At 35.5% G+C, this 13,136-nt stretch carries 14 protein-coding genes; 12 read left to right on the top strand and 2 right to left on the bottom strand.

Annotated features, from left to right (window positions below):
* Positions 1-23 precede the first annotated feature (23 nt).
* Positions 24-707: an ATP-dependent Clp protease proteolytic subunit gene (locus tag Dongsha4_RS04915; RefSeq protein ID WP_330204612.1), complete on the top strand. Its 684-nt coding sequence runs from the start codon at positions 24-26 to the stop codon at positions 705-707.
* 77 nt (positions 708-784) lie between these two features.
* A complete protein-coding gene (locus Dongsha4_RS04910) occupies positions 785-1,384 on the top strand; it encodes an ATP-dependent Clp protease proteolytic subunit (protein WP_015220849.1) in 600 nt (199 codons plus the stop codon).
* Positions 1,385-1,543: 159 nt separating this feature from the next.
* Here the strand turns inward: Dongsha4_RS04910 and Dongsha4_RS04905 are convergent, their stop codons facing one another.
* Complete coding sequence (locus tag Dongsha4_RS04905; protein WP_330204611.1) at positions 1,544-2,557, bottom strand: type I glyceraldehyde-3-phosphate dehydrogenase; 1,014 nt, start codon at positions 2,555-2,557, stop codon at positions 1,544-1,546.
* 304 nt (positions 2,558-2,861) lie between these two features.
* On the opposite strand from Dongsha4_RS04905, the gene Dongsha4_RS04900 reads away from it, so the two are divergent.
* The 8 genes from Dongsha4_RS04900 (at position 2,862) to Dongsha4_RS04865 (ending at position 10,397) form a co-directional block, all read left to right on the top strand.
* Entirely contained in the window at positions 2,862-3,299 is a 438-nt protein-coding gene (locus Dongsha4_RS04900) for a pentapeptide repeat-containing protein (RefSeq protein WP_330204610.1), read from the top strand.
* Positions 3,300-3,523: 224 nt separating this feature from the next.
* Complete coding sequence (locus Dongsha4_RS04895) at positions 3,524-4,774, top strand: aspartate aminotransferase family protein (RefSeq protein WP_330204609.1); 1,251 nt, start codon at positions 3,524-3,526, stop codon at positions 4,772-4,774.
* Positions 4,775-4,985: 211 nt separating this feature from the next.
* On the top strand, positions 4,986-5,666 hold the full coding sequence (gene cysE / locus Dongsha4_RS04890) for a serine O-acetyltransferase (protein WP_330204608.1): 681 nt from the start codon (positions 4,986-4,988) through the stop codon (positions 5,664-5,666).
* Positions 5,667-5,804: 138 nt separating this feature from the next.
* Positions 5,805-6,002: a heavy-metal-associated domain-containing protein gene (locus tag Dongsha4_RS04885; protein WP_330204607.1), complete on the top strand. Its 198-nt coding sequence runs from the start codon at positions 5,805-5,807 to the stop codon at positions 6,000-6,002.
* 6 nt (positions 6,003-6,008) lie between these two features.
* Complete coding sequence (locus tag Dongsha4_RS04880; protein WP_330204606.1) at positions 6,009-7,589, top strand: S8 family serine peptidase; 1,581 nt, start codon at positions 6,009-6,011, stop codon at positions 7,587-7,589.
* Between the two features lie 158 nt (positions 7,590-7,747).
* Complete coding sequence (locus tag Dongsha4_RS04875; protein ID WP_330204605.1) at positions 7,748-8,995, top strand: GAF domain-containing sensor histidine kinase; 1,248 nt, start codon at positions 7,748-7,750, stop codon at positions 8,993-8,995.
* Positions 8,996-9,194: 199 nt separating this feature from the next.
* Positions 9,195-9,593, top strand: a complete 399-nt coding sequence (locus Dongsha4_RS04870) for a PPC domain-containing protein (protein WP_330205392.1) — start codon at positions 9,195-9,197, stop codon at positions 9,591-9,593.
* A 141-nt stretch (positions 9,594-9,734) separates the two neighbouring features.
* A complete protein-coding gene (locus Dongsha4_RS04865) occupies positions 9,735-10,397 on the top strand; it encodes a DUF4079 domain-containing protein (protein WP_330204604.1) in 663 nt (220 codons plus the stop codon).
* A gap of 135 nt (positions 10,398-10,532) precedes the next feature.
* On the opposite strand, the gene Dongsha4_RS04860 is transcribed toward Dongsha4_RS04865, so the two are convergent.
* Positions 10,533-10,844, bottom strand: coding sequence for a DUF2499 domain-containing protein (locus Dongsha4_RS04860; RefSeq protein WP_330204603.1), 312 nt, complete (start codon positions 10,842-10,844; stop codon positions 10,533-10,535).
* A 92-nt stretch (positions 10,845-10,936) separates the two neighbouring features.
* On the opposite strand from Dongsha4_RS04860, the gene Dongsha4_RS04855 reads away from it, so the two are divergent.
* Together Dongsha4_RS04855 and Dongsha4_RS04850 are read left to right on the top strand one after the other, a co-directional pair.
* The gene (locus tag Dongsha4_RS04855) at positions 10,937-11,881 is read left to right on the top strand and encodes an isoaspartyl peptidase/L-asparaginase (protein ID WP_330204602.1); all 945 of its coding nucleotides are present in this window, start codon (positions 10,937-10,939) and stop codon (positions 11,879-11,881) included.
* 85 nt (positions 11,882-11,966) lie between these two features.
* Positions 11,967-13,121, top strand: a complete 1,155-nt coding sequence (locus tag Dongsha4_RS04850; RefSeq protein WP_330204601.1) for a glycosyltransferase — start codon at positions 11,967-11,969, stop codon at positions 13,119-13,121.
* Positions 13,122-13,136 lie beyond the last annotated feature (15 nt).

The raw sequence follows: 13,136 nt of genomic DNA, 5'->3' as shown, positions 1-13,136 counted from the left end.
AAGCTGATTGAGGAAAAATTAAGATGAATTCACCCATTCAAGCCGTAAGTGCACCTTATCGAGGTGATGCCTATTACCGCACTCCTCCCCCAGATTTACCATCTTTATTACTGAAAGAGAGAATCGTTTATTTAGGTTTACCCCTCGTCTCTCCTGATGAGTATAAAGATCAATTAGGGGTGGATGTGACAGAATTAATTATCGCTCAATTATTGTACTTACAATTTGACGATCCAGAAAAGCCTATTTACTTGTATATTAATTCTACAGGTACATCATGGTATGGAGGAGATTCGATCGGATTTGAAACAGAAGCCTTCGCTATTTGCGACACTATCAACTATATTAAACCTCCTGTTCATACTATCTGTTTAGGTCAAGCAATGGGAACAGCCGCCATGATTTTAGCATCTGGCACAAAAGGTTGTCGAGCCAGTTTACCCCATGCAACTATTATTCTGCACCAAGCCCGTCAAGGAGCACAAGGACAAGCCACAGATATTCAAATTCGGGCAAAAGAAGTTATCGCCAATAAGAGGGTAATGTTAGATATTTTATCGGCAAAAACAGGACAACCCAAAGAAAAAATTGAGAAAGATACCGATAGAATGTTTTACATGAATCCCCAACAGGCAAAAGAATACGGTATTATTGATAAAATTTTGGAAAGTACCAAACAGTTACCAACCCCTGTACCTGCCATCTAAAATTCTCTTAAAAAGGATTTTATTAGTCAATAATTGTTCGCATTTATCAAATACACATATAATCAAGAGGAAAAATCATGCCTATTGGAGTACCTAGAGTTCCCTATCAACTACCCGGTCAACCTTACAGCGACTGGGTAAACATTTACGATCGCCTCTATAGAGAAAGAATTATATTTTTAGGTAGAGGAGTAAACGACTCTTTAGCGAATCAGATTATTGCGGTGATGTTATATCTTGATTCTGAAGATAATAGCAAACCTATTTACCTATACATAAATTCTCCCGGTGGTTCTGTTACCGCAGGTTTAGCAATTTATGACACCATGCAACACATTAAGTCAGAGGTAGTAACAATTTGTGTTGGGTTAGCCGCTTCTATGGGGGCTTTTTTACTATCTGCTGGGACAAAAGGAAAGCGTTTAGCTTTGCCCCACTCCCGAATTATGATTCACCAACCCCTAGGAGGTATTCAGGGAAGAAGACAAGCCACTGATATTGAAATTGAAGCAAAAGAAATTCTGCGCATCAAACACGATTTAAACGAGATGATGGCTTTACATACAGGTCAACCTATTGAAAAAATTGAAAAAGATACCGATAGGGATTACTTTATGTCTGCGGCGGAAGCTAAAGAATATGGCTTAATCGATAAAGTTATTGAGGATAGGGTGTAAATATCAATTAGCAATTAGCAATTAGTAATTAAGAAAAGAGCAAAAAACAAAGACAATTAACAATTAGTAACTAATTAAAACCTGAAACCTGCTACCTAATACCTGAAACCCTTTTCCTAACTCCTAACCCATTACTAATTACTGTTCAAGTAGTGATAATTATTTCCAGTTGGAAGCAACAACTTCAGCTAAATCAACAACTCTTTGAGAATAACCCCATTCATTATCATACCAAGCAACAACTTTAACCATGTCACCGTCCATAACAAGGGTTAATTTACCATCAACAGTGGAAGAACAATCAGTTGCACGGAAGTCACTAGAAACAAGTTCTAAATCAGTATAGTCAAGAATACCTTTCATAGAGCCACTAGCCGCCTCTCTCAAAACGCTGTTAACTTCTTCGGCAATGGTTTTCTTCTCAACCTGAGCAACTAAATCCACAACGGAAACATTAGGAGTAGGAACACGCAAAGCGATACCATTCAATTTACCTTTCATTTCAGGGATTACTAAAGCCACTGCTTTTGCCGCACCTGTGGAAGTAGGAACAATATTAACTGCGGCCGCTCTAGCACGACGTAAATCACGGTGAGAAGCATCTAAAATGCGTTGATCTCCTGTGTAGCTGTGAGTTGTAGTCATTGTACCCTTGATGATACCAAAGTGTTCATGAATGACTTTAACAATAGGTGCTAAACAGTTAGTGGTACAACTAGCGTTACTAACAATATTCTGTTTATCGTGGTCATAGTCTTTATCGTTAACTCCCACTACGTAAGTGCCGATATTTCCACCTTTACCGGGGGCGGTAATTAACACTTTTTTCGCACCAGCTTCGATATGTTTGGATGCACCTTCTTCGGTAACAAATACACCAGTGGACTCAATAATTAAGTCAATATCCCAATCTTTCCAAGGTAGATTGAGGGGGTTGCGGTCTGATACACACTTGATAGTTTTACCATTGACAATAATAGAATTTTCATCGGCTTGGATGTCTGCATCTAAACGACCTAACATAGAGTCATATTTGAGCAGATGTGCGTTAGTATGGGGATCAGAAGTATCGTTAATACCAACAACTTCTAAACCACTGTTTTCACGTCCTAACCAGCAACGTAAAAAATTACGCCCGATTCGTCCAAAACCATTAATAGCTACTCTAACCACAGTTTTTTTCCTCTTTTAATATTTAAACTAAATCAAGTAAATTTTTCTAATGACCCTAATCATATCGTAAAGCCTGTCTAATGCAATACCCATTTGGAAATTTTTTTCCGTTGGCAAAACAGAACTATAACCTCATTTAGACAAGATAGGTCAGAAGATTTTTTGTTAGTAGGAATAATTCCCTAGCAATTTTACCTTTAGGAAGTAATTAAGTCAAAAATGCAGTGTTAGGTATAACCACACTTTCGGTGTTCGCCTATGGATCGGGTATAATATAACTAGACTCAGCAAAGGAGTTTTTATCATGAAAAAATATATCGCAGGTGCGATCGCACTTATAAGTACATTCGTTGTTTCAGGATATAGCAGAGCCGAAAATCCCGCCCATGTTCAACAGTTATTAGAAACCAATCTTTGTATGGGCTGTGATTTAGTGGGAGCAAACTTAGAAGGGGCTCATCTCATTGGTGCAGACTTGAGAAATGCAGATTTGCGTAATGCCAACTTAAATTCGGCTAACTTAGAGGGAGCAGATTTAGACGGTGCTAACTTACAGGGTGCAGATTTAAGCAATACTTTTTTGACTAATGCTACTCTTAACAATTCTAATTTGAATAATGTTGATTTAAGCTACGCTACCATTTTTGATGCTCAAGTAGAAGGGGCAATCATGAATAATATGAATATTGAAAATGCCAGTATTGCTGAAACAGGTATTGCAGTAGGTGGTGAATATCCATAATTAATTCCTAGGTCAAGTATTGTATTTGGAGTATTAATAATACAGATTAATTTGGTGTTTGGTGTTTTTCATTATTAATTGTTAACTATACACTGTTGTCTTTTCTTCCTTACCTTAAATTGTCCACATCTCCTTATATTTAGAATCGGAAAAGAAATGAATATGACAAAATAAAGGTAATTTATTCTGAGAATAGAAGATATACTCAAAAGGGAGCGAATTTTGTGACTACAGCAACATTAGAGACAACTAAGACAGGTTTTAGTCAAGATACTTTCAATCAATATGTAATGAATACTTACGGGCGTTTTCCCGTTGCCATTGAAAAAGGAGAAGGTTGCAAATTATGGGATACCGAGGGGAAAGAATATCTTGATTTTGTGGCGGGTATTGCTACTTGTACTTTAGGACACGCACATCCTGCTTTAATTGAAACAGTGACAGAACAAATCAAAAAGTTGCATCATGTTTCTAATTTATATTATATTCCCGAACAAGGGGAACTAGCTAAGTGGATTGTTGATCATTCCTGTGCCGATAAAGTCTTTTTCTGTAATTCTGGGGCTGAAGCTAACGAAGCGGCAATTAAATTAGTAAGAAAATATGCTCACACGGTTTTAGAATTTTTGGAACAACCTGTGATTCTTACTGCTAAATCTAGCTTTCATGGACGCACTCTTGCAACTATCACCGCTACAGGTCAACCTAAGTATCAAAAGAATTTTGAGCCTTTAGTGCCGGGTTTTGAATATGTTCCCTACAATGACATTACCGCAATAGAAGAGGCTATCACTGATATTGATGAGGGAGATCGCCGTGTAGCCGCTATTATGATTGAGCCATTACAAGGAGAAGGGGGAGTGCGCCCCGGAGAGTTGGAATATTTCTTGAGATTGAGAAAAATTTGTGATGACACAGGTATTTTATTAGTTTTTGATGAGGTTCAAGCCGGTGTTGGCAGAACTGGTAAAATGTGGGGTTATGAGAATCTCGGTATTGAGCCTGATATTTTCACCAGTGCGAAGGGTTTAGCTGGTGGTATTCCTATCGGTGCGATGATGTGTAAGGCTTCCTGTGATGTTTTTGAGCCAGGAAATCATGCGAGTACATTTGGAGGTAATCCCTTTGCTTGTGCTTCTGCTTTGGCAGTTTTACAAACCATTGAGAAGGATAATTTATTGCAAAATGTACAGGCAAGAGGTGAGCAACTACGCACTCGTTTAAGAGCGATCGCACAGAAATATTCTGATACATTTATAGATGTGAGAGGATGGGGATTAATTAACGGAATGGAAATCAACAATAATGCCGAATTAACATCCATTGAAGTAGTTAAAAAAGCGATGGAAAACGGCTTATTATTAGCCCCTGCAGGACCTAAAGTTATTCGTTTTGTGCCTCCTTTGATTGTTTCTGCTGAAGAAATTGACCAAGCGAGTGATATTTTAGAAAAAACTGTGTCTCAATTAATCTAATGTAATCTCAAAACTTGGAATAGAACTTTCTTGTCTGGTTTATAGTTACAGCGTTAAGTAGTTGAAGGGTAAGGGTTGAGTATGTAAAATCCTTACCTCAATCCAATACAATAATATCAGGTGAATAGACTGGCTAATTTTTAATTCTTTATTCTAAACACCTATGGTTTAAGGTAGAATGAAAAAGAAACTATCACAAAACTAACTAACCGTGTTTTCATCAATTATCGCTGACTTTAAAATAATATTTGAAAGAGATCCCGCAGCGCGCAATTGGTTAGAGGTTTTACTCTGCTATCCGGGTTTACAAGCATTATTGTTACATCGTTTTTCCCATTGGTTATATAATCTCGGTTTACCATTAATTCCTCGTTTGTTATCTCATTTCGGGCGCTTTTTCACTGGCGTTGAAATTCATCCCGGGGCAACCATTGGAAAGGGCGTTTTCATAGATCATGGTATGGGAGTTGTCATTGGAGAGACGGCTATACTGGGGGATTATTGTTTAATCTATCAGGGAGTAACTCTTGGTGGTACAGGAAAAGAAAAAGGAAAAAGACATCCCACTCTAGGGGAAAATGTTGTTGTTGGAGCAGGGGCAAAAGTTTTAGGGAATATCCTAATTGGTAATGAGGTGAGAATCGGAGCTGGTTCTGTCGTTCTTAAAGATGTTCCATCTGATTGTACAGTAGTCGGTATTCCGGGGAGGGTTGTCTATCGTGCGGGGGCAAAAGTAGATCCTCTTGATCATAGTAATTTACCAGACTCCGAAGCAAAAGTGATTCGTACTTTACTCGATCACGAAGCGGCTCTGCGCGATCGCATCGAACAGTTGGAAAAACAAGTTAGTGAGTTACAAAAGCAATCTTTAGAAGCAAGATATATTAAATGAGTTAGGAGTTAGGAGTTAGGAGTTCAGAGTTATATTTAATTTTATAGGAGGCATGAGAAGATAGAGAAAAAAATTTTATATTCTTCTGAGTTTTTGACTCCTTGTTCTCAATTCTTAATTTTAAATTATTAGTTTTTTATGGTAAATATTACTTTAAATGTTCCCAGTATAGCTTGTGAAGTTTGTGCAAAAACCATTACTAAAGCTATTCAAAATGTAGATAACATAGCTGAAATTAATGTGGATGTTAAGACAAAAATGGTAAATGTTACTACTCAAAAAGCAGAAGAAATTATTAAACAAGCAATCCTTGATGCAGGGCATGATTTAGCTTAATATTGAATGAAACGACTTGATTTAATTTTATTGACGGGGCTGTCTTGGTTTAGTTGTACTTTTGCTGGATATGCTTTAGAAGATTCTCTTTCGGAAAAGGGTATAGATGCAAGAAGATTACATGAAGCCCCTTATAATCTGTTGGGACGTAAAATTAGTATAGGGCAAGTGGAAATCGGCAGACCAAAAAAATTCGGTTTGGATAAGTTGCCTCCTCTCCATCGTAAGTTGCCTATTATTCGATTATTTTATCGTGATCAACCTGCCATTTCTAATACTCATATCGATAATCATGCCATGATGGTGGCTGGGGTTATGGTTAGTAATAGTAAAAAGTTGCCGGGAGTTGCTCCTTCTGCTAATCTTTATGTAGGTGCGATCGGATCTTTGAAAACAGCAAAACAGCCCGAAGAATGTCTGACAATTCAAAATATTGCTTCTCAGAATGGTAACACTGTTCAGGCAATTAATCTCAGTTTTGGAGAGTCTTTGGCGAGGGATGAAAGGGAAAAACCCTTATTAGATGGTAATGCTTTATTTACTCAATGTGTTGATTGGTCTGCAAGGGTACATAATGTTTTATATGTGGTAGCTGGTAATCAGGGCATGGGAGGTATCCCAATTCCTACAGACAATTATAATGGTATCACTACTGCTTATAGTCGTCGTCAAAATGGGGTTTTTCGTAAGGTTGATTTTGCCAATCTTAGTGTTTCTGTAAGGGGCGTTGCTAAAGCCCTTATTTCTCAAGAAATTAATGTGGGCGATCGCCGTAGTATAGGTTTACTAGCTCCGGGTAATCGCATTCGGGTTTATAATTTAGACGGGAAAATAGAGACTGTATCTGGTAGTAGTTTTGCCTCACCTCATGTCACCGCTACGGTTGCTTTATTACAAGAAGCAGGAAATCGATTTTTTTCCCAAGGTAAATTTCTTGATAGTGATTATCGTCAGGCTGAGGTAATGAAAGCTATTTTGCTCAATTCTGCCGATAAATTGCAAGATAAAGGCGATGGCAATTTATTAGGAATGACAAGAACAGTTTTAACTCAAAAAAATAGTACTTGGTTGGAAAGTGATGCTTATTTAAACCCAGAAATCCCCCTTGATATGGAAATGGGAACAGGTCATTTGAATGCAATGAGAGCTTATCAACAATTATCAGCAAGAAAATGGAACTATTTGGAAAAAGTACCAAGTATGGGGTGGAACTATGATGATATAGCGGAAAATACAGTTCATGATTATATAATTAATACTCCTTTAAAAGCAGAAAGTTTTATCAGTATAACTGTTGCATGGAATCGAAAAATTGAATTAAATGATAAAAATAAAAATGATCGATATGACTTAGGAGAAAATTTTATTAATAAGGGTTTAAATAATTTAGATTTATACTTAATTAATAATGATAAAAAAAAGGAAATAGTTTGTTCATCTATTAGTAAAGTTGATAGCGTTGAGCATATTTTTTGCCCTATTCCCGTGACAGGAGAGTATAAAATCAGGGTAAAATTTACAGAAAAGGAAAATGATTCAATTCAACCTTATGCTATTGCTTGGCACGGTATTTCAATTAGTGAATAAAAAGGGTGGCAAAGGGCAAGGGGCAACGATGCACAGGGCAAAGTTAAATAGTTGATAATTCATAATTAAAAACTTCTTATTTCTACTCATTACTCGTTTCTCCCTAATTTCTCATATTTCAAAACCAAATACTTAGGATTTTAACAAAACAAAAGATAATGAATAAAGATGATGAAAATATTAAAATTAGTGATGAATTTCTGCAATTATGTCATTCTCAATTAAATCTTTTATTTACAAAATTTTTTGCTCAAGAAAGTGCTATTTATTTAACTGATAGCCAAGCAGAAGAGCCCAAGTTAATTCCTATTTTAGTCTATCCAGATTCTTCTTCTCAGGATTTCCCTAGTTTACCCCCTCTTCAAGAAAATTCATGGGAAGATGGGTTTTCCTATGCTTTAGATGAGAAAAAAAATAGTGAGCCTTTAATTAATTATTATCCTAATTCCCAAGCTCCTCATCAACTTATTTTACCCTTAATTTATCAAAATATTGTTTTAGGATTATTAGCAACTACAAGAAAAAACTCTCCTTGGCAACCCACAGAAATTTTACAAATTAAAGAAATTACTAACACAATTGCGATCGCACGTATTTTAGAACAAAAACAACAAATAACCGCCGAAAAACTAAGTCAACTGCAAAAATTCAGACAACTAGAAAATGATCATTTAGATGATTTTTTACATCAGTTACGCAATCCTTTAACGGCAATTCGTACTTTTGCAAAATTATTACTTAAGCGTCTTTTTGCCGATGATCCTAATTATAGTACCAGTCAAAGCATTTATCGAGAAAGCGATCGCATCAAGGAACTAATTGCTGATTTTAGTCAACAGTGGCAAGGAAAAAATGAAGAAGAAATTTTAACTTTAGATACTCTTCATACTAGCTTTTTTTTAACGGAAAATATAGAAAATTTAGAGGTAATAAATATCATTAATATTATTAAGCCAATTTTAGAAAATATCAGAATTATTGCAGAAGAAAAAAATATTCAAATCTTAGAAAAAATAAATGTTAATAGAGAATCTATACTAACTAACAGAAAAGCATTAAGAGAAATAATCAATAATTTACTAGATAATGCCGTGAAATATACTCCTAATAATGGTAAAGTAAGAATAGAAATTGAACAAAACAAAGATGATAAAATCATAGTGAAAATTGCGGATACAGGCTATGGTATTCCTTTAGAAGACCAAAAACATATATTTGAAAGACATTATCGAGGGAGTCAAATTAATGGCAACATCTCTGGCACTGGTTTAGGTTTAGCTATTGTTAAAGAATTAGCTGATAAAATTAATATAAAAATTAAGTTAATTAGTCCTTTTCAATGGTTAGAAAATCAAGTTGACTATGGAACACAATTTATTTTAGAAATGCCTACCTATACTGACTAGAAGTAAATAATAATTGCCTGATTAAGTAAACATTTAATTTTAATAAAATCTGGTTAATAATTAATCAAAAAAAATGATTTTTAAAAATAGAAATTTTGTTATTTCCTTTTATTTTCTGTTTACCATTGTTAATATATTTTTATGGGGAAAAAATGCGATAACCTTGGCCGCATCTTCAGTGAACGAGCAGAGTAACTTTATGAAGGCAGAAGAGGAAACATTACAAACTGCTCAATCTAAAATCTATAATCCCATACCTATTCCCGAAAATCAACCTATCAATGACCAATTAACTGCCGATGATATTCCTACGGGAGAGGGGGGATTTGCTAGAGATTATTACATTTTTTTACAAAAAGGCGACCAAATTGCGATCGATCTTATTTCTGATGAATTTGATAGTATTGTTGTATTGATGTCAGAAGACGGTACAACTATCGCAGAAAATGATGATGCCCCAGACAGTAGCACTAATTCTTTATTATTTACCAGAATTGCGGAAACAGGAAAGTATATTATTAGAGTTAGGGCTTTTGGACAAACAGGAAACGGTAATTTTCAATTAAAAGTTACTCGTTTACAACCGATAAAACCGTAAATATTAGTTAGTAAAAATAATTATTGATTTCTGATAGTTCTTTTCAGAGAAATTTTATAAACATCTATTAGAATAAAGTTGTTTCGCTTTACTGAAATTATCTATTTCTGAACATACTTAATTTAATACTCTCAGAAAGTCATGACAGCAGAACAATTTACTCTTTTAATTCATCCTACATTAGTGGTAATAGGTGTTTTTCCACTGATTGGAATAGTTTGCTATTTTGCATGGGAAACTCGTCAAAGGAGACTACAAATAAAAGCAGGAGAAAAAAGTAAAATTCCTCCCCTTGTAGGCAAAAACCATGTGGAAATTGGTAAATGGCTATCCACCGCAGTAATTATTGTTAGTTTAATTGGATTAGCAAGACCAATTATTGCTAAAAATATAGTTAAGAATACTCTGTGGGCAACTAATACTTTTCAATTTATTTTCTTGATTCTTATTTTTCTTTTTACCATTATTACTTTTATCCTTTTATTTCGTGCTAGAAACAAATTATGGCGGGGAGTATTTGCGACTTTGAGTGGCATGGGAGTAGTAATATTAGGTTGTCAAGATGGTATTTTTCGCCGTACTAATGAGTGGTATTGGTCACATTATTATTATGGTGTAATTGTCACTTTATTAATGATTTTTTCTGTAGCAATTATTGATGATATTTACCGAGATAAATCTTTAAAGTGGCGCAATGTTCACATCATCCTTAATTGTTTGGCTTTACTATTATTTATTGGACAAGGATATACAGGGGCTAGAGACTTATTTGAAATCGGTTTGTGGTCTCCTCCTCCTTCTTGATAATATTTAATTGATATATTTATGCAGGTATCAGGTGGCAGGTTTTAGGTTTTAATTATACTGAGCGAGGTCATAATTGGAGTGTTTTCAAAAAACTTTCTTTCCTTTTTCTTTTGCTCTCAGAAAGTAAGAAGTTTAATATTCTTTTTGATTGGTTGTAGATGATTGCCAAATTTTCCAAGCACCGATACAAAGAGTTATGTTGCCGATAACAGTAGTTAAAGCCTGAATAGTTACTAACCATTGCCAAGATTCAGCATTGTCAAATAGATGCCATGTACAAGCACACATAGCGCTAATTAGGGCGGGTAACATACCATATGCTAACCAATACCAACTGCGATCGCCACTTACCTCTCCATAACGCCATACAAACCAAATTGCCGCTATCCATTCAATAACACTGGAAACATGAACTATCCATGTGGGAATCGAGAGAGAGTGCATCACAATAAATCCTCTAAATGATTATAACTGGAGAATATAAATATTTGTAAAATATAGGGATTGACTTATATATATATTAGTGGACAATAATTATGACCAGTAAAGTACAACCAAAACTTATTATACATGGCGGAGCAGGAAGTTCATTAAAGGGTGAGGGAGGATTAACAGCAATACGAGAATCTCTTTATGGTATCGTTACAGAAGTTTATAATTTGTTGTTAGAGGGGAAAAGTTCCACAGAAGCAGTTATCAAAGGTTGTCAACTATTGGAGGATAACCCCCGTTTTAATGCTGGTACAGGTTCTGTATTACAATCAGATGGACAAATTAGAATGAGTGCTTCTTTAATGGATGGAGAAAGACAGAGATTTAGTGGTGTAATTAATGTTTCTAAGGTCAAAAATCCGATTAATTTAGCGAATATCCTTCAAAATAAAGAAGATAGAGTTTTATCAGATTACGGGAGTGCAGAATTACTCAGAGAATTACAGTTACCTATTTATGATCCTTTAACAGACTTACGTTTGCAAGAGTGGATGGAAGAAAGAAAAGATAATTTTACAAGGAAAATGGCTGGAGTGGTAGCAGAAGTTAACTCGAATGCTCGTAGGGGTACTATTGGGGTGGTAGCATTAGATCAATATGGTAGGATAAGTGCAGGTACTTCCACAGGCGGTAAAGGTTTAGAAAAGGTGGGAAGGGTTAGCGATTCGGCTATGCCTGCGGGTAATTATGCCAATAGTTATGCAGGGGTAAGTTGCACGGGTATTGGAGAAGATATTATCGATGAGTGTTTAGCGGCAAAAATTGTTATTCGTGTTACTGATGGTTTGTCTTTAACTGAAGCAATGGGAAAATCCATGAAAGAGGCGTTGGAAAATAAAAGAGACTTAGGTGCGATCGCAATTTCTCACACAGGTAATATAGTATTGGGAAAAACTAGCGAAATATTACTTGCCGCCTATCATGATGGAGAAAAAATGAGCGATTGTTTAGAATGGAAAGGTGGAGAATTAGTAATCAGTAATTATTAATTTAAGATACTTGTGGTTGGCTAAATCTAATACCCTAACACCCTAAATTCTGACTCCTGATACCTTTTTATTTAACCTGAAACTGATGAGTGAAAAAAAAATCTCTGTCTTAATACCCGATTTATCCCTTCACGGCACAACAAGGGGTTACACTATTTCTCAAGGGTTACAAAAGTTAGGTTATCAGGTAAATATCTATGGCTTTCTTTTCGGTGATGAAATTTATCCTTCTCCCCCTTATGGTTTGCCTATCACTTATTTTCATGGTAAACCCTTACCCTCTTTGGTAAAAACGATGTTTGACTTAAGTGGGGAAATTGACGGAGATATTTTATATGTTATTAAACCGCAATTAAGTAGTTTTGGAGTTGGTTTGATAAAAGCATGGCGAGGGAAAAGGCCTTTAATTCTCGATTTAGATGATTGGGAAATGGGAGAATGGGGCGGAGATGATTGGCAATATCAAGGGCAGATTTTCCATGATGTTTTTAATCAAAATAGCGATTTGAGAAAACCGGGGCATCCTCTTTATTTGAAATGGTTGGAAAAGGCAATGAATCGTGTTGGTGGCATTACGGTTAGTAGTAAGTTTCTCGAATACCGTTATGGTGGCACTTATTTACCTAATGTTAGAGATACTCAAGTATTTAACCCTGACAATTTTAATGAAGAGGAATTGAGAGAAAAATACGGCTTAAATAACTATAAACTCTTAATGGTAACAGGCACTTGTAAAACAGGGCAAGGCATAGAAGATATACTAACCGCCTTAGATCAATTAAATAATCCTCAGTTAAGATTAATTTTAGTGGGGGGAAATCCAGAAAATAAAGACTACTATCAACAGTTACAGCAAAAATGGGGAAAATGGATAATTACTATACAACCTCAATCTTTTGACCAAATTCAAAATGCGATCGCACTTTCCCATATAATGATGATAACCCCCCATAATCTTCCAGCAAATATTGCTAAATGCCCCTTAGAATTGATTGAAGCAATGGCAATGGCAAAACCCATAATCGCCACGAAAGTAGGAGAAATTCCCCACATTTTGAGCGATACAGGCTACTTAATCAATCCCCAATCTCCCACAGAAATTGCACAACAAATAAGTCTTCTTTTCAGTGACTATGAAGAGGCACAACAAAGGGGCAAACTAGCCCGTCAGAGATGCGAAAATTATTACAGTATCAATAACCTTACCCATACCTTAGCACAGGTATTAAGTTTTATATAACATTGAAGCACCATG

The sequence above is a fragment of the Cyanobacterium sp. Dongsha4 genome, assembly GCF_036345015.1.
Classification (GTDB): domain Bacteria; phylum Cyanobacteriota; class Cyanobacteriia; order Cyanobacteriales; family Cyanobacteriaceae; genus PCC-10605.
The sequence above is the reverse complement of the archived record's forward strand: the minus strand, read 5'-3'. Positions and strand labels throughout refer to the sequence as shown.